This window comes from Desertihabitans aurantiacus, assembly GCF_003344635.1.
GTDB lineage: Bacteria > Actinomycetota > Actinomycetes > Propionibacteriales > Propionibacteriaceae > Desertihabitans > Desertihabitans aurantiacus.
The window spans coordinates 1-19,635 of sequence record NZ_QPKK01000033.1 but is presented as its reverse complement, the minus strand read 5'-3'; the positions used below and the strand labels follow the sequence as shown (position 1 = coordinate 19,635).

Here is a 19,635-nt window from a genome sequence, read left to right as displayed (position 1 = left end):
CGAGCGGCTGCACCGGCGCGGGCTCGGGCCCGAGCCGCTCCCGGCCGCCCGGCTGACGGCGTCGCGGCTGGCCTCCCGGCTGGGCGAGCTGGTCGGACGTCCCGACTTCGCGGCACGGGCCGCGACCGTCGGCGCCGCGGTCCGGTCCGAGGACGGGGTGGCGGAGGCGGTGCGGGTGCTCGAGCAGGTGGTGCGCTGAGCGCGGGCGCCGGAGGCGGAGGAGCAGGATTCGCCCTGGCCGACACGCCGCTGGTAGCATCTCTGAGGTTGCCGTTCGATCGGCCGCGGATGCCCAAGAGCTCCCGCCCACACCGAGTGGATCCTCCTGCAGCGCAGGGGAGGGAGCGCCGCGCAACAAGTCACGAGAGGAGCTCTGGCCCCAGCATGGATGCCGAGACCAAGAAGAAGATCATCGAGGAGTACGCCACCCAGCCGGGCGACACGGGCTCCCCGGACGTGCAGATCGCGCTGCTCACCAACCGCATCTCGCACCTGACCGAGCACCTGAAGCAGCACAAGGGCGACCACCACAGCCGCCGCGGGCTGATGCTGATGGTCGGTCAGCGTCGCCGGCTGCTCAACTACGTCGCCCGCAACGACATCGAGCACTACCGCTCGCTGATCGCCCGCCTGGGTCTGCGCCGCTGACCCGGCACGGCTCCCCACCTGCGTGGGGAGCCGTTCGGCGTTCCGGGCCCGGTCGACCAGACCGGCCCCGACAACTGGATACCAACCGTTCCCACCGGCACCGCGACCGCCCAGCGCGCCCGGTCCTCGGTAGTGGCTCTCGGAGCGCACCGCACCCCGGTGCCCCGTTCCGCGGGCCTCGATCGAAGACCGGCTCTGGGTCCTCCCGCTGCGAGAGGCGCGTGTGGTGCTGGTGCCACTCGAAAGGACACCCCATGGAGGGACCTGACCTGCAGTACACCGAGGCCGTCCTCGACAACGGCAGCTTCGGCAAGCGCACCGTGCGCTTCGAGTCGGGCCTGCTGGCCCGCCAGGCCGCCGGCTCCGCCGCGGTCTACCTCGACGAGGACACCATGCTCCTCTCGGCCACCACCGCGCAGAAGAACCCGCGCGAGGCCATCGACTTCTTCCCGCTCACCGTCGACGTCGAGGAGCGGATGTACGCCGCCGGGCGCATCCCCGGCTCCTTCTTCCGCCGTGAGGGACGTCCCAGCGAGGGCGCCATCCTCACCTGCCGGCTGATCGACCGCCCGCTGCGTCCCTGCTTCGTCAAGGGCCTGCGCAACGAGGTCCAGGTCGTCGTCACGGTGATGGCCCTCAACCCCGAGGTGCTCTACGACGTGGTGGCCATCAACGCCGCCTCGATGTCGACCCAGCTCGCCGGTCTGCCGTTCTCCGGCCCGGTCGGCGGCGTGCGGATCGCCCTGATCGGCGACCAGTGGGTGGCGTTCCCGACCGTCTCCCAGCTCGAGGACGCCGCCTTCGACATGGTCGTGGCCGGCCGCGTCACCGCCGACGGCGACGTCGCGATCATGATGGTCGAGGCCGAGTCCACCGAGAAGACCTGGGAGATGGTCCGCAGCGGCCGCACCGCCCCGACCGAGGAGGTCGTCGGCGGCGGTCTGGAGGCCGCCAAGCCCTTCATCAAGCAGCTCTGCGACGCCCAGGCCGAGCTGGCCGCCAAGCTGCCGCCGAAGGCGACCGGGGAGTTCCCGCTGTTCCTCGACTACGAGGACGACGTCTTCGGTGCGGTCTCCGACGCCGCGGGCGAGGAGCTCGGCTCGGTGCTGGCCATCGCCGGCAAGCAGGAGCGCGAGGAGGCCACCGAGGCCCTCAAGGACCGGGTGGTGGCCCAGCTGGCGCCGTCCTACCCGGGCCGGGAGAAGGAGATCACCGGGGCCTACCGGGCGCTGACCAAGAAGCTGGTCCGCCGCCGGGTGCTCACCGAGAAGGTGCGCATCGACGGCCGCGGGCTGGCCGAGATCCGCACCCTGAGCGCCGAGGTCGACGTGATCCCGCGCGTGCACGGCTCGGCCCTGTTCCAGCGCGGCGAGACCCAGATCCTGGGCGTCTCCACGCTGAACATGCTCGACATGGAGCAGAAGCTGGACACCCTGGCGCCGGAGAAGTCCAAGCGCTACATGCACAACTACAACTTCCCGCCCTACTCCACCGGTGAGACCGGTCGGGTCGGCTCGCCCAAGCGGCGCGAGATCGGCCACGGCGCGCTGGCCGAGCGGGCCCTGGTGCCGGTGCTGCCGCCGCGCGAGGAGTTCCCCTACGCCATCCGCCAGGTCTCGGAGGCGCTCGGCTCCAACGGCTCGACGTCGATGGGCTCGGTCTGCGCGTCCACGCTGTCGCTGCTCAACGCCGGTGTGCCGCTGCGCGCCCCGGTGGCCGGCATCGCGATGGGTCTGATGAGCGAGGAGATCGACGGGAAGACCCACTACGTGGCGCTGACCGACATCCTCGGCGCCGAGGACGCCTTCGGCGACATGGACTTCAAGGTCGCCGGCACCCGGGAGTTCATCACCGCCCTGCAGCTCGACACGAAGCTGGTCGGCATCCCGGCCTCGGTGCTGTCGAGCGCGCTGCTGCAGGCCCGCGACGCCCGTCACACCATCCTCGACGTGATGTCGGAGGCCATCGACGGGCCGGACGAGATGAGCGACTACGCGCCGCGGATCATCACCGTCACCATCCCGGTCGACAAGATCGGTGAGGTGATCGGTCCCAAGGGCAAGGTCATCAACCAGATCCAGGACGACACCGGCGCCAACATCTCGATCGAGGACGACGGCACCATCTACATCGGTGCCGACAACGGCGAGGCCGCCGAGGCCGCCCGCGGGATGGTGAACGCGATCGCCAACCCGACGATGCCGGAGGTCGGCGAGCGCTACCTCGGCACCGTGGTGAAGACCGTCGACTTCGGCGCCTTCATCTCGCTGCTGCCGGGCAAGGACGGCCTGCTGCACATCAGCAAGCTGCGCGAGCTCAACGGCGGCCAGCGGGTGAACAACGTCGAGGACGTCGTCAGCGTCGGGCAGAAGATCCAGGTCGAGATCGCCGAGATCGGCGACCGGGGCAAGCTCTCGCTGGTCCCGGTGGTCGAGGACGCCGGCGAGCCGGCCGAGGTCGAGGCCCCGGCCGAGGCCTGATCCTCTCGGTGGCACGACAGCAGCACGCGGAGGCCGCGGGCGCGCACCTGGGCGGGACGATCCGCCGCACGGAGCTCGCCAGCGGCCTCCGCGTCGTCTCCGAGGACGTCCCGGGGAGCAGCACCTTCTCGGTGGGGTTCTTCGTCGGCGTCGGCTCCCGGCACGAGTCGGAGCACCTGCACGGCGCCTCGCACTTCCTCGAGCACGTGCTGTTCAAGGGCACCCGGCGGCGCGGCCCGGAGGAGATCTCGGCTGCGATCGAGCAGGTCGGCGGCGACCTCAACGCCTACACCGCCAAGGAGCACACCTGCTTCTACGCCCGGGTGCTGGCCGAGGACGCCCCGGTCGCCTGCGAGGTCATCACCGACATGCTGACGGCCTCCCTGGTGCGCGCCGACGACCTGGAGTCCGAGCGTGAGGTGATCCTGGAGGAGATCGCCATGCACGCCGACGAGCCGGGGGAGGTGGCCGCCGACCTGGTCGCGGAGCGGCTCTTCGCCGGCCATCCGCTGGCGCGCAGCGTGATCGGCAGCCGGGCCTCGATCGGTGCGATCACCCGGGATCAGGTGGTGGGCTTCTGGAAGCGCCACTACCGGCCCCGCTCGCTGGTGGTGGCCGCCGCCGGCCGGGTCGACCACGACGCCCTGGTGGAGCAGCTGTCGGTCTTCGACCAGCTGCCGCCGCAGCCCGCGGCCCGGGTGCAGCAGGCGCCGCCGCGCCGCCACGAGTCCGGGGTCGGGGTGGTGCGGCGCCCGACCGAGCAGTGCACCGTGTCGATGGCCTTCCCCGGGTTCGGCACCTTCGACGACCGCCGCTACCCGCTCGGGCTGCTGGCCGCGGTGCTCGGCGGCGGCATGTCGTCGCGGCTGTTCGTGGAGGTGCGCGAGCGTCGCGGGCTGGCCTACACCATCGACGCCGCCGAGACCGCCTGGTCCGACGCCGGGCTGTTCAGCGTGGACTGGCAGTGCGCGCGGGAGCGGGTGGAGCAGATCGCCGGGCTGGTCCGCGACGAGCTGGCCACGGTGGCCCGGAACGGCATCAGCGCCGACGAGCTGGCCCGGGCGAAGAGCCAGCTGCGCGGTCAGACCGTGCTCGGCTACGAGGGCCCGGGGGCGCGGATGAGCCGGCTGGGCACCGCCGAGCTGGCCGGTGACACCCGTACCATCGCCGAGCTGCTCGACCGCTACGACGCCGTCACCGGTGAGCAGGTCACCACCCTGGCCCGCGAGCTCTTCGGCTCCGCGCCCTACCTGGCCGTGGTCGGCCCGGCCCCGGACCGCCGTCGCCTGCAGTCCCTGCTCCGCGGCTGGGGCTCCGCCGCCGCCCCCGCCGCCTGACCCGCCCCGCCCCACGCCTAGCCCGATCCCAACGCCCTGAGCCTGTCGAAGGGCGATCACCGGATCTGCACCCGTCCGACCGCGTGGTCGAGGCCGCCGTCCGCACCGGACGCCCGTAGCATCGCCCGCGTGCCCGACCAAGGAGGACCGATGACCCCGCTGCCCGTCGCCGTGCTCGGCGCCCGCGGCCGGATGGGTGCCGAGACCGTCCGGGCGGTGCAGGCCGCCGACGACCTGGAGCTGGTGGCCGCGGTCGGCCGCGGCGACGACCTCGAGGTGGCCGGGGGAGCCCGCGTGGTGGTCGACTTCACCCGCCCCGACGTGGTGATGGACCACCTGCGCTGGTGCCTCGACCGCGGCATCTCCGCCGTCGTCGGCACCACCGGGTTCACCGACGAGCGGCTCGCCGAGCTCCGCGACCGGCTGGGCCCCGATCCCTCGGCCGGTGTCGTCATCGCTCCCAACTTCTCCGTCGGTGCGGTGCTGATGATGCACTTCGCCGAGCAGGCCGCCCGCTTCTACGAGTCGGTCGAGGTGGTCGAGCTGCACCACCCCGACAAGGTCGACGCCCCCTCCGGCACCGCGGTGCGCACCGCGGAGCGGGTCGCCGCCGCCCGCCGCGCCGCCGGCCTGCCACCGTCCCCGGACGCCACCACCACCGAGCGCCCGGGAGCGCGTGGCGCCGACGTGGACGGCGTCCGGGTGCACGGGGTGCGGCTGCGGGGGCTGGTCGCGCACCAGGAGGTGCTGCTGGGTGAGGAGGGCGAGACCCTGACCATCCGCCACGACTCCTTCCACCGCTCCTCGTTCATGCCGGGCGTGCTGGCCGCGGTCCGCCAGGTCGGCGACCGCCCCGGCCTGACGATCGGCATCGAGCCGTTCCTCGGGCTCGACCGTTGACCGCGCGCCGCCGCTGGGTCGGCCCGGTGGTGGCCCTCGTCGTCCTCGGGCTGCTGGCCGTCGGGCTGGTGGTCGGCGACCAGGCGGTCGAGGACGCCTTCGAGCAGCGCACCGCCACCGAGACCCAGAGCTCGCTCGCCCTCGACGTCCCACCCGCCGTGGACGCCCAGGAGGGCTGGCCCTTCGTCGCCGCCCTGCTCGGCGGGGACGTCGAGCAGGTGGTGCTGCGCACCGGCGCCACCGGGGTGGGCACGGGCCCGCAGCGGATCCAGCTGGAACGTCTCGACCTGGTGGTCGAGCACCTGCGCAGCCCCGACCGCTTCGCCACCGCCAGCGCCGACCGGATCAGCGGCACCGCCCTGGTGGGCTACCCCGAGATCGGCCGGCTCGCCGGCCGCGACGTCCGCCCCGGTGAGCAGACCCCGGCCGGCACCCGCTGGGAGGTGCGCACCACGACCACCGTGCTCGGGGTCGACATCCCCGTCGTGGTGACCGGCCTGCCCACCCTGGACGGCGCCTACGGACGCCAGCTGGTGCTCAACGACGTCTCGCTGCGGGTGGCCGACTACGACATCCCGCAGCGGGTCGCCGACGAGATCATCGCGGGTGTCGTGCAGCCGGTGCCGCTGGAGCTCCCGCTCGGCCTGCGCGGCGATACCCTCGCCTCCACCGCGGACGGCCTGGAGCTCGGCTTCAGCGGCACCGACGTCGTCCTCGGCTGAGCCGCGGGGGTTAGAGCGCGACGGTGCCGCTGACCAGCACCTCGGCGCGTCCGCCCACCCGGACGTCCGCACCGTCGCGTTCGACGTGCACCCGGCCGGCCCGGCCCAGCACGGTGCCCTGGGCGGCCACGTAGCTCCCGGGCAGCACCCCCGTCCCGGTCAGCCACTGCCCGAGCCCCGCGTTGAGCGACCCCGTGACCGGGTCCTCGACCAGCATCCCGTCGTGCACCAGGAACGCCCGCACCTCCAGCCGGCACCCCCGGTCGGCCTCCCGCAGCCCGGCCAGCCCGAGCTCCAGACCCTCCAGCAGCGCCGGCTGCGGCCGGACCCCCAGCACCGTCTCCGCGTCGGCCAGCAGCAACCCGATCCACTGCGGCCCGTTGACCAGCCAGACCGCCTCCCGCACCTCGGCCGCCGACAGCCCGAGCCCGGCGACCAGCCGCTCGCGCAGCGCCGGCTCGACCGGCTCGTGCCGGAGCAGCGGGGGAGCGGTGAAGGCGAGCCGGTCCCCGTCGCCGCGCACCTCGACCAGCCCGGCCCCGCACTCCTGGACGACCACCTCGCCCCGCGGCCGCCCGCCGGCGTCCAGCCAGGCCGCGGCCGAGCCGAGTGTGGGGTGACCGGCGAAGGGCAGCTCGGTGCTCGCGGTGAAGATCCGCACCCGGTAGTCGGCGCGGGGGTCGGTGGGCGGCAGCAGGAACGTCGTCTCGGACAGGTTCGTCCAGTGCGCGAAGTCCTGCATCGCGGCGTCGTCGAGGCCCTCGGCGTCCAGCACCACGGCGAGCGGGTTGCCGCGGCCGCCCTCGGAGCCGAAGACGTCGAGCTGGCGGAAACGTCGGTTCACCGGTCCTCCGGGGTGATGTCGGTGTGCAGCCGCACCTGGCGGAGCCGGACGGTGCCGTCCTCGTTGCCCAGCTCACGGTGGGCGCCGTCGGGAGCCCACCCGGCGGAGGCGAGGAAGGTGCGCAGCCGGTCGTCGGTGCTGGCCACCCACCAGGTGGCGCGGGTGAACCCGTCGGCCCGCAGCGTGTCCACGCAGGCGTTGAGCAGCCGGGAGCCGTGCCCGCGGCCGGTGGCGCGCGGGTCGACGACGAACTCACCGACCATCCCGTCCACGCCCGGCTCGGCGTCGGCGTCGGGGCTGGGGGAGGTGGTGGCGAAGCCGACCAGCTCGCCGTCGCCCAGGGCCACCAGCACCCGGCACTCCGCCAGCGGCGGCCGGTCGATCGCGGCGTGCCACTGCTCGGTCATCTCGGCCAGGTCGATCCCGCCCAGGGCGAGCGCACCGACCTCGCTGTGCTGCCAGACCCGGCGCTGCAGCGCCGCCAGCGCCGGCGCCTCCCGGGGCAGCGCCGTCCGCACGGAGTCCGCGATCGGGGTGTCGGCCACGGTGCCCGATGGTAGACCCGGTGCCCGGCCGGCGGTGGCCGTCACCGCGGACGGGCCGGTTTGGCGGCGCGGGCGGACGGATACCTCCGCGGCAGCCGGCCGTCCCGCTCCGGCCCCCGCGACCACGAGGAGTGCCATGGCCTTCGCAGGAGTCGACGCGCTGTTCCGCCCGGTCGGCCGGACCGGCACCCGACGGGGGACGCCCACCGTGGCGCTGCCCGGCACCTACCGGGTCCAGCACGACTCGCTGCTGCTGGCCGAGCACGTCCGCCAGCACGCCGCGGGGTGCAGCGTCCTCGACGTCTGCACCGGGACCGGCTTCCTGGCCCTCACCGCGCGGCAGGCCGGTGCCACCGACGTCGTGGCCGTCGACCTGGCCCACCGCTCGGTGCTCAGCGCCCGGCTCAACTCCGCGCTCTCGCGTTCGGCGCTGACCGTGCACCGTGGTGACCTCTTCGCCCCGGTGACCGACCGGCGTTTCGACCTGGTGGTCTGCAACCCGCCCTACGTGCCCTCACCCAGCGACGTCCTGCCCCGGCACCGCGCCGCCCGCTGCTGGGACGGTGGGACCTCCGGGCGGCTGGTCCTCGACCGGGTGTGCGCCGGCGCCGGCCGGGTGCTCGCCGAGGAGGGCCGGCTGCTGCTGGTGCACTCCACGGTGACCGGGGTCGAGGCCACCCTGGAGCAGCTCGACCGGCACGGGCTGCACGGGGAGGTGGTGGCCCGGCGTACGGTGCCGTTCGGGCCGGTGATGACCCAGCGCGGCGCCTGGTTGCACGAGCGTGGTCTGCTGGACCCGCAGGAGCAGGAGGAGACCCTGGTGGTGGTCGAGGGCCGGCGTCGCCGGCGGGAGGAGGACCGGTGAGGGCAGAACCGGCGGAGGTGGCGACGACGGCCGAGTCGCCCCGGGCGCACCGGGTGCTCGTCGCCGAGGACGGGCCCGTGCTGGTGGAGGGGCCGGTGGAGCTCGAGCTGCCCGACGGCAGCGTGCTGCGCTCCGAGCGCCCCGTGGTCGCCGTGTGCACCTGCCGGCGGAGCGCGATCTACCCTCTCTGCGACACCAGCCACCGCCGTCGACGGAGGAGGACGACATGACCACGACCATCCCCGCACCGGTCGAGCAGCTCGACCGTCCCGCCGTCCCGCCGGCCCGCGGCGAGCTGTCGGCCGCCGTGGTCGACCTGCTGCACGGACGGCGGCAGGACGTGCCCGACCCGACCGCCGCCGATCCCTTCGGCGCCGACCTGCAGCTGGCGCTGGCACTGACCGGCGAGCTGCACTACCGCGGGCTGCAGGGGGTGTCCGACGAGCAGGAGTGGGCGCCGGCGGTGGCCTCGGCACGCCACGCCATGCAGGACCACTTCCTCACCGCCCTGCGCGAGCAGCTGCCCGGCGGCGACGACGTCGAGGAGATGGTGGCCGAGCTCGTGGTCGAACCGGTCGACGGCACCGGCGTCAGCCACCACCTGGCCGCCGAGGGAACCGTCGGGCAGTTCACCGAGTACGTGGCCCACCGGGCGCACTACCACCGCAAGGAGGCCGACCCGCAGGCCTGGGTGATCCCGCGGCTGCAGGACGCCGCCAAGGCGGGGCTGGTGACGGTGGAGCACGACGAGTACGGCGCCGGACGGGCCCGCGCCATGCACTCCGCGTTGTACGCCCAGATGATGGCCGAGCTGGGGCTGGACCCGGGCTACGGCGCCCAGCTGGCGGTGACCAGCCGCTGGGTGCTGGCCGAGGTCAACCTGCAGACCCTGTGCGGGCTGCGCCGCAGCCTCCGCGGCGCCTCGGTCGGGATGTTCGCGGTGATCGAGCTCACCTCCTCCCCGGGCTCGGCCCGCTTCGTCCAGGCGGCCCGCCGGCTCGGGCTGGGGCCGGCCACCGAGGGCTTCTACGCCGAGCACGTCGAGGCCGACGCGGTGCACGAGCAGGTGCTGCGGCGCCAGGTGCTGGCGCCGCTGCTGGCCCTGGAGCCGGGGCTGGCCGGTGACGTGGTGCTGGGCATGCAGGCCAGTGGGTGGCTGGGGGACCGGTTCGCCGAGGAGCTGCTGACGGCCTGGGGGCGGGGCGCGTCCAGCCTGGTCGCGGCGTGACCGGGGTCGCGGCCGGTCCCGGCACGACGTCGCACCACTAGGGTGTGGGAGTGATGAGTGCTGCACTGCGGACCCCGCCCCGGCTCGCCCCCGACACGCTGCGGGTGACCCCGCTCGGCGGGTTGGGCGACATCGGGCGCAACATGGCCATGCTGGAGGTCGACGGCCAGATCCTGCTGATCGACTGCGGGGTGCTGTTCCCCGAGGACGACCACCCCGGTGTGGACCTGATCCTGCCCGGCTTCGAGGTGCTCGCCGACCGGCTGGACGACGTGGTCGGGCTGGTGCTCACCCACGGCCACGAGGACCACATCGGCGCGGTGCCCTACCTGCTGCGCCAGCGACGCGACATCCCGCTGATCGGCAGCCGGCTCACCCTGGCGCTGGTGCGGGAGAAGCTGCGCGAGCACCGGCTCCGCGACACCGACTACCGCACCGTCGAGGACGGTCAGCGGGTCACCTTCGGCGCCTTCGACCTCGAGTTCGTCGCGGTCAACCACTCCATCCCCGACGCGCTGGCCGTCTTCGTCCGCACCGCCGCCGGCACCGTCCTGCACACCGGCGACTTCAAGATGGACCAGCTGCCGCTGGACGGCCGGATCACCGACCTGCGCGCCTTCGCCCGGCTGGGCGAGGAGGGTGTCGACCTGCTGATGGTCGACTCCACCAACGCCGAGGTGCCCGGCTTCACCACCCCCGAACGCGACATCGCCCCGGCGCTGGAGCGGGTCTTCGCCCGCAGCACCCAGCGGCTGATCGTGGCCTGCTTCGCCTCCCACGTGCACCGCGTCCAGCAGGTGCTGGACGCCGCGGTCAAGCACGGCCGCAAGGTGGTCTACGTGGGCCGCTCGATGGTGCGCAACATGAAGGTGGCCAGCGACCTCGGCTACCTGCACGTGCCAGGGAACACCCTGATCGAGCTCAAGGACATCGAGAACCACCGGCCCGAGGACGTGGTGATCATCTCCACCGGCTCGCAGGGCGAGCCGCTGTCGGCGCTGTCGCGGATGGCCAACCGCGAGCACCCGGTGATCGACCTCGAGCGCGGCGACACCGTGGTGCTGGCCAGCTCGCTGATCCCCGGCAACGAGAACGCCGTCTACCGCGTCATCAACGGCCTGGCCAAGCTCGGCGCGACCGTGGTGCACAAGGGCAACGCGATGGTGCACGTCTCCGGCCACGCCAGCGCGGGGGAGCTGCTGTACTGCTACAACATCCTGCGCCCGCGCAACGTGATGCCGGTGCACGGGGAGGTCCGCCACCTGATCGCCAACGGTGCGCTGGCCGAGGCCACCGGCGTCCCCGCCGATCGGGTGGTGCTGGCCGAGGACGGCACCGTCGTCGACCTGGCCCGCGGCCGGGCCCGGGTGGTCGGGCAGGTCGACTGCAGCTACATTTTCGTCGACGGCTCCACCGTCGGCGACGTGTCCGAGACCGCGCTGACCGACCGCAGGATCCTCGGCGAGGAGGGCTTCATCTCCGTGGTCGCGGTGGTCAACACCCGCTCCGGGCGCCTGATCAGCGGGCCCGACATCCACGCCCGCGGGTTCCACGAGGACGCCACCGTGTTCGACCCGGTCGCCGGGCAGATCACCCGCGCCCTGGAGGACGCCCTGGGCGACGGCGTCACCGACGCCCAGCGGCTGCAGCAGGTGATCCGGCGCACCATCGGGCGCTGGGTCAACACCTCCTACCGGCGCCGCCCGATGATCGTCCCCACCGTCGTCACCGTCTGAGGACGCGGCGCGACCCGCGGCGCGGCGTGGTTGACGGGCGCGTTCACCCGGGCGAGCATGGTGCTCGGCGTGACCCACGCCCCACCTCCGTCGACCGGCCCCAGCCCGGTCCCCAGCAGGAGGCAAAGGGACTCCCGGTCTCGGGTCGCTCGTCTGAGTCCTCCGCCCCGGACGGGACCGCTGGGGGGTCGCGCCCGGGTGCGTGGAAGGCCAGATGACAGCGCACCGCAACCTCAAACGACGGGTCCGCGCCCGCGCCGCCAAGACGGGCGAGTCCTACACCGCTGCCCTCCGGCACTTCCGTCCGACTCCGACAGGAGAACCCGACATGCCGGAACCCACCACCCACACCCTGCGCGTCGCCGTCGTCTCGTCGACGGTGCGCTCCGACCCCACCGATGCCGCCGCCCTGCGGGCCAGCGGCGCCGAGGCCAGCGCCCTGGTGCGCCGGGCCGCCGACGCCGGAGCCCGCCTGGTGCACCTGACCGAGGGTGCGCTCTGCTTCCCCGACAAGCGGGTGGTCTCGGCCACCGGACCCGAGGAGATCGGGCCCGCCGACTGGAGCCGCGCCGACTGGCCGGTGTGGCAGGAGCAGCTGGACGCCCTCGCCGCGCTGTCCGCCGAGCTGGGGGTGTGGACGGTCGTGCCGTCGGTGCACCCCCGGCCCGCGCCGGCGCGACCGTACAACAGCGTCTACGTCCTCTCCGACCGGGGGACGGTGGCCGCCCGCTACGACGAGCGGATGCTCTCGACCTCCAAGGCCACCTGGATGTACGCCGCCGGCGCGCAGCCGCTGACCGTCGACGTCGACGGTTTCCGGCTCGGGTTCGCCCTCGGGCTGGACGTGCTGCTGCCGGAGCTGTTCACCGGCTACGACCACCTGGAGGTGGACGCCGTGCTGGTGTCCTACGCCACCAGCGGGCTGACCGGGAACGCCCACATCGGCACCCGGGCCCGCGGGGCGGCGGCGTCGCACACCTGCTGGGTGAGCCTGGCCGTGCCGGCCGACGCCACGTCCGGGCTGACCTCGATGGTGGTCGACCCGGTGGGGGAGGTGGTGGCCGAGGCGCCGGCCGACGGCGTCCCCGGGCTCGTGCTCGCCGACCTGCACCGGGCCGAGGTCATCGCGGCCGGCCGGGCGTTCCGCCGGCGCTCCCGCGAGCGGCTGCCCGGCTGAGCGACCGGCGTCCGACGACGGCAGAGCCCGCCCCGGAGGACCGGGACGGGCTCTGCTGGCGTTCTGGGCTCAGGCGCTGACGGCGCGGGTGACCTTGCCCGCCTTGAGGCAGGAGGTGCACACGTTGAGCCGCTTCGGGGTGCCGGCGACGACCGCCCGGACCCGCTGGATGTTCGGGTTCCAACGCCGGTTGGTCTTCTTCTTCGACCAGGGGACGTTGTGTCCGAAGCCCGGCCCCTTGGCGCAGACGTCACATACGGCAGCCACTGGATCTCTCCTCGTCAGGTGCCGCCCGGGTAGCCGGGGCGGCGCAGCTCGGACTCGCGGTGTGCGAGTGGGTGTACACGTGTGGTGGTCCCAGGATCGGGAACCGGTCAAGCGTAGCCGACCGGCACCACGGACACCTAATCCCCGGGCCGGGCACGGGGACCGGCCGGGGTCGTCCACAGCCTGCCACGGTGCGGGAGCGCCGTCCACAGGCAGCCCTGCGGTGGCGCACGACCCCGAGCTCGCCGCCCATGGTCAGGGCACGCCGGACGTGCCGGCCCGACCAGAGGAGAGACTCCGTGAACCGACCGATCGCCGCCGCCTGCTGCGCCGCGGGCTGCCTCGCCGCCGTCCTCGCCGGGACGCTCGGTGCCGCCGCCGGCCCCGCCGCCGCGCACCAGCCGACCCCCGAGCCGCCCGCCGACACCGTCGTCCGGGTGACCGGGGACGCCGCAGGTGGCTTCAGCATCCTCCACGCCGACGGCACCGAGCTGCACCCGCCGACCGACTCCGAGGCGCTGGCCGAGTGCGCCGAGTACGACACCGTGCGGCAGCGGGTGGCCTGCCGCACCGAGGTGCGCACCTGGTACCGCGACCTGGCCGTGCTGCAGCAGGCCCTGGAGTGGGCCGGGCGCTGAGCGGGCTCAGAGACCGAGCTTGCCGCCCAGCCCGCCCAGACCGCCGAGCAGGTCGGACGGGTCCACGCCCAGCCGCTGCAGCAGGCCGGCGTCGCGGTCGGTGTCGACCTGGTCGGGCAGCTCGGACTCGGCCTGGCCGGCCTTGTCCTGCTGTCCCATCTCCTTGAGCTTGTCGATGATCTGCTGCTTGTCGATCTGCATGTCGGCTCCTCCGGCTCCGTCGGTGGGACCGGCGTGTACCCGATCGGCGCGGCGGTACCCAGCCGTCGCGGTGCGGGTCGCCCGGACCCGTCAGGGGGCCGCACTAGGGTGCCCGGTGTGACAGCACCGACCGGCGGCTGGCGGACCGACGCGTTCGCCCTCCTGCACACCAAGGTCGAGCGGCTCGTCGGCGGCGCCACCGCGAAGGCGCTGGGCCGCTGGCGGATCGAGACCGTCGGCGACCTGCTGCGCCACCTCCCGCGGCGCTACTTCGCCGGTGCCGAGACCAGCGACCTGGCCGCGCTGGTGCCGGGGGAGGAGGTCGCCGTCCTCGCCCAGGTGCGCCACACGAGGATCCGCCACGGGGTCAACGTCACCAACGCGCGCGGGCGCTCCCCGCGCGGACGTCTGGAGGTGGTGGTCACCGACGGCAGCGCCGACCTCGCGCTGACCTTCTTCGGCAACAACCACCTGCTCGAGCACTGGTCGGCCCAGCTGCCGGCCGGGGCACGCGGCATCTTCGCCGGCAAGGTGGGGGAGTTCCAGCAGCGCGCACAGCTGACCAACCCCGACTACGTCGTGCTGGCCCCCGACGGGCGGGTGGTCGGTGGCGCGCAACGCAACCTCGCCCTCGCCCAGGTCGGCCACGACGGGCTGATCGGGCTCTACCCGACGACGAAGAAGCTGCCCACCTGGCAGGTCGCCGAGTGCGTCCGGCTGGTGCTGGAGGCGGTCGAGCAGCAGCTGCAGGACCCGCTGCCGGCCTGGGTGCGGCTCCGGCTGGGGGTGCCGGAGCTGGTGTCGGCCTTCCGCTCGGTGCACCTGCCGCGCACCCGCGACGAGGTGGAGCCCGCCCGCCGGCGGCTGCTGCTGGACGAGGCGCTGGCGGTCCAGGTCACCATGGCCCAGCGCCGCGCCGAGGCGGCCCACGTGCCCAGCACCCCGCGACCGCGGCGGCCCGAGGGGCTGCTCGCCGACTTCGACCGGCGGCTGCCGTTCACGCTGACCGACGGCCAGCAGCAGACCTCGGAGGAGATCTTCACCGACCTGGCCCGCGAGCACCCCATGCAGCGGCTGCTCCAGGGCGAGGTCGGCTCGGGCAAGACGCTGGTGGCGCTGCGGGCCATGCTGGCGGTCGCCGACACCGGCGGGCAGAGCGCCCTGCTGGCCCCGACCGAGGTGCTGGCCAGCCAGCACCACACCACCATCACCGCGATGCTCGGCGACATGGCCCACGCCGACACCCTGCACGCGGCCGAGCACGCCACCCGGGTGGTGCTGCTGACCGGCTCGATGAGCGCCCAGCAGAAGCGCGAGGCGCTGCTCGAGGTCGCCAGCGGCCGCGCCGGCATCGTCATCGGCACCCACGCCCTGCTCTCCTCCCAGGTCCAGTTCGCCGACCTCGGGCTGGTGGTGGTCGACGAGCAGCACCGCTTCGGCGTCGAGCAGCGGGCCGCCCTGGCCGCCAAGGCCGACACCCGACCGCACCTGCTGGTGATGACAGCCACCCCGATCCCGCGGTCGGTGGCGATGACCGTCTTCGGCGACCTCGAGGTGAGCACGCTGAGCGAGGTCCCCGCCGGACGCAGCGAGGTGACCACGGTGCTGGTCGACGAGCGGCGCAACCCCCGCTGGGTCGACCGGGCCTGGCAGCGGATCCGCGAGGAGGTCGCCGCCGGGCGGCAGGCCTTCGTGGTCTGCTCCCGGATCGCCGAGTCCGACACCGTGCGGCCCCCGGGCGCAGAGGAGGCGGAGGACGCCGTCCCACCCCGCACCGTGGAGGACCTGCACGCCGAGCTCGTCGCCGGACCGCTGTCCGGTCTGTCGGTGGAGATGGTGCACGGCCGGCTGCCCGCCGAGCAGAAGGACGCCACCATGCGCCGCTTCGCCGCCGGCGAGGTGGACGTGGTGGTCGCCACCACGGTGGTCGAGGTGGGGGTGGACGTGCCCAACGCCTCGGTGATGGTCATCAGCGACGCCGACCGGTTCGGCATCTCCCAGCTGCACCAGCTGCGCGGTCGGATCGGCCGGGGAGCGCACCCGGGGGTGTGCCTGCTGCTGACCACCAGCCCGGCCGACTCCGAGGCCCGCCGCCGGCTGGAGGCGGTCAGCCGCACCCGCGACGGCTTCCAGCTCGCCAACGTCGACCTGGCCCAGCGGCAGGAGGGCGACGTGCTCGGCGCCAGCCAGTCCGGGACCCGCTCCAGCCTGCGGCTGCTGCGGGTCATCGACCACGCCGAGGAGATCCAGCTGGCCCGCGAGGTCGCCGAGGAGTGGGTGGGACGTCCCGACGCCGCCACCGACCCGGTGCTGGCCGACCTGCGCGCCCAGGTGGAGCTGCTCGCCGACCCGGAGTGGATGGAGCGCACGTGAGCCGGATCATCGCCGGCAGCCGCCGCGGCCAGCGGCTGGACACCCCGGCCGGTGAGCGCACCCGGCCGACCACCGACCGGGTCCGCGAGGCCTTCTTCTCCGCGTTGGCCTCCTGGGCCGGGACGGCCGACGCCCCCGTGGAGCGGTGGTTCGCCGGCCTCCGCTTCGCCGACCTCTACGCCGGCTCCGGCGCGGTCGGGCTGGAGGCGGCCAGCCGGGGCGCCGACGCGGTGCTGCTGGTCGAGGCCGAGCGGGCGGTGGCCGCGGTCACCCAGGCCAACGTCCGCCGCCTCGGTCTGCCCGCGCGGGTGCAGACCGCCAAGGTCGAGCGGCTGCTCGCCGCGCCCGCACCCGAGCCCTTCGACGTGGTGTGGCTCGACCCGCCCTACGCCGTCGAGGCCGCCACCCTGGACGTCCAGCTGCGGGCCGTGGTCGTGGGCTGGCTGGCCCCCGACGGCGTGGTGGTGGTGGAGCGCGGGCGGCGCAGCCCCGACCCGGACTGGCCGGAGGGGATGGAGACCTGGTCGCGTCGCTACGGTGAGACCGTGCTGCACTGGGCGCAGCGCCAGCCGGCGGACGAGCAGGAGGAGGGCTGATGCGGGCCATCTGCCCGGGGTCGTTCGACCCCGTCACCCACGGCCACCTCGACGTCGTGGGGCGGGCCTCCCGGCTGTTCGACGAGGTCGTGGTCGCGGTCGGGGCCAACACCAGCAAGACCGCGCTGTTCACCCCCGAGGAGCGGGTGGAGATGCTCACCGAGACGGTGGCCGGACGCCCGGGTGTCACCGTCACGCTGTTCTCCGGGCTGCTCGTCGACTACTGCCGCGAGCACGACATCGACGTGGTGGTCAAGGGTGTGCGCCGGGCTGCCGACGTCGACCACGAGCTGCCGATGGCCCAGCTGAACGAGCGGATGGGCGGGTTGGAGACGGTGTGGCTGCCCACCGCCGCGCAGTGGGCCCCGGTGTCGTCCACCCTGGTGCGCGAGATCGCCCGGCTGGGCGGGGACGTCACCCCGTTCGTCCCCGACGTCGTAGCCACCCGGATCGCCGCCCGGCTGGGCGCTCGGTGACCACCGGGACGCGGCCCGCGAGCACCGGCGAGGGGGCCGGTCGTCGGCGGTTTGGCGAAGGGTGCCGGCGGCGGGTAGCATCGAACGTCGGTTATGACGCTGTCGTACCGCCGCGTGTGAAAGGCAATGCGATGACTTCGCTGCACCGCCCCGCCGATCCCCGTTCGGGGCTCGTGATCAGCACCCACGACCTGGGTCGCCAGCAAGGGCGGATGATGGAGGTCACCCGTGTGGCCGACGCACCCGACGAGCTCGGCAACGACGTGATCGGAGTGCCACCTGGTTCGCCGATCGCCCTCGATCTGAGGCTCGAGAGCGCGGGGGACGGGGTCCTGGTCACCGGATCGGCTGAGGTCGAGGTGTCGGGGGAGTGCGCACGCTGCCTGACCGCGATCTCGGACCGTACCGAGCTCGACGTGATGGAGCTGTTCCTCTACCCCGACAGCGAGGCCGACGACGAGGAGGCCAGCAGGCTGGAGGGCGAGCTCATCGACCTCGAGCCGCTGATCCGCGACACGGTGGTGCTCGACCTGCCGTTCACGCCACTGTGCCGCGAGGACTGCGCCGGGTTGTGCCCGCTCTGCGGGCAGGACCTGAACGCCGCCCCCGACCACACCCACGAGGATCCGGTCGATCCCCGCCTGGGTGCGCTGGCCGACTGGCAGCCCCAGACCAGCAGTACCGAAGAGACCAGCACAACAAGGGAGCAATGACCATGGCCGTCCCGAAGCGGAAGATGTCGCGCAGCAACACCCGGCACCGCCGTTCGCAGTGGAAGACCACCGCGCCCGCGCTGGTCACCTGCGCCAACGCGGCCTGCCGCGCCAAGCACCTGCCCCACACCGCCTGCCCGTCCTGCGGCCAGTACGGTGCCGGCGCGAGCCGCCGTCAGGTGCTCGAGTCCTGACTCGTTGAGCAGCATCGACTCCGTGCTGGAGCAGCTGGGGGTCCCGTTGGACCCCCAGCTGTTCGAGCTCGCGGTGACGCACCGCTCCTTCGCCTACGAGAACGGCGGGCTGCCCACCAACGAGCGCCTGGAGTTCCTCGGGGACTCGGTGCTCGGGGTGGTCGTCACCGAACACCTCTACCGCACCCACCCCGACCTCAGCGAGGGCCGGCTGGCCAAGCTGCGCGCCGCGGTGGTCAACGCCCGCGCCCTGGCCGGTGTCGCCCGGGGCCTGGAGGTCGGCCCGCACATCCGGCTCGGCCGGGGTGAGCTGAACAGCGGCGGCCACGACAAGTCCTCGATCCTCGCCGACACCATGGAGGCGCTGATCGGTGCGGTGCACCTGGCGCACGGGGTGGAGGGGTCGGCGCGCTTCGTGCACCACCTCTTCGACCCGCTGATGGAGGCCGCGGCCAACCTCGGCGCCGGTCTGGACTGGAAGACCAGCGTGCAGGAGCTCGCCGCCGGTGCCGGGTTGGGCATCCCCGCCTACACCATCACCGAGGCCGGGCCCGACCACGCCAAGGAGTTCGAGGCCTGGCTGGTGCTCGGCGAGGAGCAGTTCGGCCCCGGTCAGGGCCGCAACAAGAAGCAGGCCGAGCAGGAGGCCGCCGCGCTGGCCTTCCGGATGCTCGAGAAGCGGCTGGCCGACCAGCCGGAGACCGTCGCGGCGGCTGCGGAGGCCCTCGTCGGCGGCGAGGCCGCGGACGGGTCGGCGTCCGACCGGCCCGTCGATGCCTGAGCTGCCCGAGGTCGAGGTCGTCCGCCGCGGTCTGGGACCGCAGCTCACCGGTCGCACCGTGGCCGCGGTGCAGGTGCTGCACCCGCGCCCGGTCCGCCGCCACCTCGCCGGGCCCGCCGACTTCGCCGCCACCCTGGTCGGACGCACCTTCGACGTCCCCAGCCGGCGCGGCAAGTACCTGTGGCTGCCGTTCACCGACGGTGACGCGGTGCTGGCCCACCTCGGCATGAGCGGGCAGTTCCGGGTGGACGCGCCCGACCGCCCGCTGGCCCGCAACACCCGGGTGGTCCTCTCCTTCACCGACGGCGGGCAGGAGCTGCGCTTCGTCGACCAGCGGATGTTCGGCGGGCTGTCGCTGTCCCGGGACGGGGCCGTGCTGCCGCCGGAGATCGCCCACATCGCCCGCGACCCCTTCGACCCGGCCTTCGACCTCGGCGAGGTGGGCCGCCGGCTGCGGCGCCGGCGCACCGGGCTGAAACGGGCGCTGCTGGACCAGACCCTGGTCTCGGGGATCGGCAACATCTACGCCGACGAGGCGCTGTGGGCCAGCCGGCTGCACTGGGCCCGCGCGACCGACACCCTGCCCGCCGCCGCGGCCCGCGACGTCCTGCTCGCCGCGCGCGACGTGATGGCGGCCGCGCTGCAGCAGGGCGGGACGTCCTTCGACGCGCTCTACGTCGACGTCAACGGCTCCAGCGGCTACTTCTCCCGCGCGCTCGCCGTCTACGGCCAGGCCGACCGGCCCTGCCCGCGCTGCGGCACGCCGGTCGTGCGGGACTCCTTCATGAACCGCTCCTCCTACCGCTGCCCCCGCTGCCAGCGCCGGCCGCGGTCGGCCCGCTGGTGAGCACCGGCGCCCCGCGCGGCCCGGTCGGCGGGCCCCGGGGACGGCCCGCGCCGGTAGCATCACGCTC

Annotated in this window: 23 protein-coding genes; 19 read left to right on the top strand and 4 right to left on the bottom strand. The window is 73.9% G+C overall.

All coding sequences use genetic code 11. From position 1 onward, the window contains the following. The 6 genes from DVA66_RS04820 to DVA66_RS04795 all read left to right on the top strand — a co-directional run. Positions 1-199 (top strand): hypothetical protein (locus tag DVA66_RS04820; RefSeq protein WP_198671484.1); only part of this gene is annotated, 199 nt, incomplete at its 5' end. Positions 200-384: 185 nt separating this feature from the next. Next, positions 385-648 carry a 30S ribosomal protein S15 gene (rpsO, locus tag DVA66_RS04815; RefSeq protein WP_114559035.1) on the top strand — a complete coding sequence of 88 codons (264 nt, stop codon included), beginning with the start codon at positions 385-387 and terminating at the stop codon, positions 646-648. A 254-nt stretch (positions 649-902) separates the two neighbouring features. Next, positions 903-3,128: a polyribonucleotide nucleotidyltransferase gene (locus DVA66_RS04810; RefSeq protein WP_114559034.1), complete on the top strand. Its 2,226-nt coding sequence runs from the start codon at positions 903-905 to the stop codon at positions 3,126-3,128. Positions 3,129-3,136: 8 nt separating this feature from the next. Continuing rightward, positions 3,137-4,465: a M16 family metallopeptidase gene (locus tag DVA66_RS04805; protein WP_114559033.1), complete on the top strand. Its 1,329-nt coding sequence runs from the start codon at positions 3,137-3,139 to the stop codon at positions 4,463-4,465. A 150-nt stretch (positions 4,466-4,615) separates the two neighbouring features. Then, a complete protein-coding gene (gene dapB / locus DVA66_RS04800) occupies positions 4,616-5,365 on the top strand; it encodes a 4-hydroxy-tetrahydrodipicolinate reductase (RefSeq protein WP_114559032.1) in 750 nt (249 codons plus the stop codon). Beyond that, positions 5,362-6,087, top strand: a complete 726-nt coding sequence (locus DVA66_RS04795) for an LmeA family phospholipid-binding protein (protein WP_114559031.1) — start codon at positions 5,362-5,364, stop codon at positions 6,085-6,087. The genes dapB and DVA66_RS04795 overlap by 4 nt, the downstream gene beginning before the upstream one ends. A 10-nt stretch (positions 6,088-6,097) precedes the next feature. On the opposite strand, the gene DVA66_RS04790 is transcribed toward DVA66_RS04795, so the two are convergent. Together DVA66_RS04790 and DVA66_RS04785 are read right to left on the bottom strand one after the other, a co-directional pair. Further along, complete coding sequence (locus DVA66_RS04790) at positions 6,098-6,931, bottom strand: PhzF family phenazine biosynthesis protein (protein WP_114559030.1); 834 nt, start codon at positions 6,929-6,931, stop codon at positions 6,098-6,100. After that, entirely contained in the window at positions 6,928-7,476 is a 549-nt protein-coding gene (locus DVA66_RS04785) for a GNAT family N-acetyltransferase (protein WP_232821761.1), read from the bottom strand. The genes DVA66_RS04790 and DVA66_RS04785 overlap by 4 nt, the downstream gene beginning before the upstream one ends. A 136-nt stretch (positions 7,477-7,612) precedes the next feature. Here DVA66_RS04785 and DVA66_RS04780 point away from each other — a divergent pair, with 136 nt between their 5' ends. The 5 genes from DVA66_RS04780 (at position 7,613) to DVA66_RS04760 (ending at position 12,482) form a co-directional block, all read left to right on the top strand. Next, a complete protein-coding gene (locus DVA66_RS04780) occupies positions 7,613-8,341 on the top strand; it encodes a HemK2/MTQ2 family protein methyltransferase (RefSeq protein WP_114559028.1) in 729 nt (242 codons plus the stop codon). Then, on the top strand, positions 8,338-8,571 hold the full coding sequence (locus tag DVA66_RS04775; RefSeq protein WP_232821760.1) for a CDGSH iron-sulfur domain-containing protein: 234 nt from the start codon (positions 8,338-8,340) through the stop codon (positions 8,569-8,571). Before DVA66_RS04780 ends, DVA66_RS04775 begins: the two co-directional genes overlap by 4 nt. Beyond that, positions 8,568-9,569 (top strand): iron-containing redox enzyme family protein, encoded by a 1,002-nt coding sequence (locus tag DVA66_RS04770; protein ID WP_114559027.1) that lies wholly within the window; start codon positions 8,568-8,570, stop codon positions 9,567-9,569. Before DVA66_RS04775 ends, DVA66_RS04770 begins: the two co-directional genes overlap by 4 nt. A 53-nt stretch (positions 9,570-9,622) precedes the next feature. Continuing rightward, a complete protein-coding gene (locus DVA66_RS04765; protein WP_114559026.1) occupies positions 9,623-11,305 on the top strand; it encodes a ribonuclease J in 1,683 nt (560 codons plus the stop codon). Between the two features lie 328 nt (positions 11,306-11,633). Further along, complete coding sequence (locus DVA66_RS04760) at positions 11,634-12,482, top strand: carbon-nitrogen hydrolase family protein (RefSeq protein WP_198671483.1); 849 nt, start codon at positions 11,634-11,636, stop codon at positions 12,480-12,482. 69 nt (positions 12,483-12,551) lie between these two features. Here the strand turns inward: DVA66_RS04760 and rpmB are convergent, their stop codons facing one another. Then, positions 12,552-12,749 carry a 50S ribosomal protein L28 gene (gene rpmB / locus DVA66_RS04755; RefSeq protein WP_114127957.1) on the bottom strand — a complete coding sequence of 66 codons (198 nt, stop codon included), beginning with the start codon at positions 12,747-12,749 and terminating at the stop codon, positions 12,552-12,554. A 299-nt stretch (positions 12,750-13,048) separates the two neighbouring features. On the opposite strand from rpmB, the gene DVA66_RS04750 reads away from it, so the two are divergent. Then, positions 13,049-13,387, top strand: coding sequence for a hypothetical protein (locus DVA66_RS04750; protein ID WP_198671482.1), 339 nt, complete (start codon positions 13,049-13,051; stop codon positions 13,385-13,387). Between the two features lie 6 nt (positions 13,388-13,393). Here DVA66_RS04750 and DVA66_RS04745 read toward each other — a convergent pair whose 3' ends face one another. Then, positions 13,394-13,588 carry a hypothetical protein gene (locus DVA66_RS04745; protein ID WP_114559024.1) on the bottom strand — a complete coding sequence of 65 codons (195 nt, stop codon included), beginning with the start codon at positions 13,586-13,588 and terminating at the stop codon, positions 13,394-13,396. Between the two features lie 117 nt (positions 13,589-13,705). Here DVA66_RS04745 and DVA66_RS04740 point away from each other — a divergent pair, with 117 nt between their 5' ends. From DVA66_RS04740 to mutM, 7 genes are all read left to right on the top strand, one after another. Continuing rightward, complete coding sequence (locus DVA66_RS04740) at positions 13,706-15,961, top strand: ATP-dependent DNA helicase RecG (protein ID WP_114559023.1); 2,256 nt, start codon at positions 13,706-13,708, stop codon at positions 15,959-15,961. Further along, positions 15,958-16,557 carry a 16S rRNA (guanine(966)-N(2))-methyltransferase RsmD gene (gene rsmD / locus DVA66_RS04735; RefSeq protein ID WP_114559022.1) on the top strand — a complete coding sequence of 200 codons (600 nt, stop codon included), beginning with the start codon at positions 15,958-15,960 and terminating at the stop codon, positions 16,555-16,557. The genes DVA66_RS04740 and rsmD overlap by 4 nt, the downstream gene beginning before the upstream one ends. After that, a complete protein-coding gene (gene coaD / locus DVA66_RS04730; protein WP_332872856.1) occupies positions 16,557-17,033 on the top strand; it encodes a pantetheine-phosphate adenylyltransferase in 477 nt (158 codons plus the stop codon). The genes rsmD and coaD overlap by 1 nt, the downstream gene beginning before the upstream one ends. 131 nt (positions 17,034-17,164) lie before the next feature. Then, positions 17,165-17,746: a YceD family protein gene (locus DVA66_RS04725; RefSeq protein WP_114559020.1), complete on the top strand. Its 582-nt coding sequence runs from the start codon at positions 17,165-17,167 to the stop codon at positions 17,744-17,746. Positions 17,747-17,748: 2 nt separating this feature from the next. Then, positions 17,749-17,940 carry a 50S ribosomal protein L32 gene (gene rpmF, locus DVA66_RS04720; RefSeq protein WP_114127962.1) on the top strand — a complete coding sequence of 64 codons (192 nt, stop codon included), beginning with the start codon at positions 17,749-17,751 and terminating at the stop codon, positions 17,938-17,940. Next, positions 17,903-18,721 (top strand): ribonuclease III, encoded by an 819-nt coding sequence (gene rnc, locus DVA66_RS04715; RefSeq protein ID WP_114559019.1) that lies wholly within the window; start codon positions 17,903-17,905, stop codon positions 18,719-18,721. Before rpmF ends, rnc begins: the two co-directional genes overlap by 38 nt. Beyond that, positions 18,714-19,568, top strand: coding sequence for a bifunctional DNA-formamidopyrimidine glycosylase/DNA-(apurinic or apyrimidinic site) lyase (gene mutM / locus DVA66_RS04710; RefSeq protein WP_114559018.1), 855 nt, complete (start codon positions 18,714-18,716; stop codon positions 19,566-19,568). The genes rnc and mutM overlap by 8 nt, the downstream gene beginning before the upstream one ends. Positions 19,569-19,635: the final 67 nt, after the last annotated feature.

Excerpts from the sequence above, each read along its gene's own strand:
- rpsO (WP_114559035.1), top strand. The coding sequence starts at position 385 with ATGGATGCCGAGACCAAGAAGAAGATCATCGAGGAGTACGCCACCCAG.
- DVA66_RS04810 (WP_114559034.1), top strand. The coding sequence starts at position 903 with ATGGAGGGACCTGACCTGCAGTACACCGAGGCCGTCCTCGACAACGGC.
- dapB (WP_114559032.1), top strand. The coding sequence starts at position 4,616 with ATGACCCCGCTGCCCGTCGCCGTGCTCGGCGCCCGCGGCCGGATGGGT.
- DVA66_RS04780 (WP_114559028.1), top strand. The coding sequence starts at position 7,613 with ATGGCCTTCGCAGGAGTCGACGCGCTGTTCCGCCCGGTCGGCCGGACC.
- DVA66_RS04770 (WP_114559027.1), top strand. The coding sequence starts at position 8,568 with ATGACCACGACCATCCCCGCACCGGTCGAGCAGCTCGACCGTCCCGCC.
- DVA66_RS04765 (WP_114559026.1), top strand. The coding sequence starts at position 9,623 with ATGAGTGCTGCACTGCGGACCCCGCCCCGGCTCGCCCCCGACACGCTG.
- DVA66_RS04760 (WP_198671483.1), top strand. The coding sequence starts at position 11,634 with ATGCCGGAACCCACCACCCACACCCTGCGCGTCGCCGTCGTCTCGTCG.
- DVA66_RS04745 (WP_114559024.1), bottom strand. The coding sequence starts at position 13,588 with ATGCAGATCGACAAGCAGCAGATCATCGACAAGCTCAAGGAGATGGGA.
- coaD (WP_332872856.1), top strand. The coding sequence starts at position 16,557 with ATGCGGGCCATCTGCCCGGGGTCGTTCGACCCCGTCACCCACGGCCAC.
- DVA66_RS04725 (WP_114559020.1), top strand. The coding sequence starts at position 17,165 with ATGACTTCGCTGCACCGCCCCGCCGATCCCCGTTCGGGGCTCGTGATC.
- rpmF (WP_114127962.1), top strand. The coding sequence starts at position 17,749 with ATGGCCGTCCCGAAGCGGAAGATGTCGCGCAGCAACACCCGGCACCGC.
- mutM (WP_114559018.1), top strand. The coding sequence starts at position 18,714 with ATGCCTGAGCTGCCCGAGGTCGAGGTCGTCCGCCGCGGTCTGGGACCG.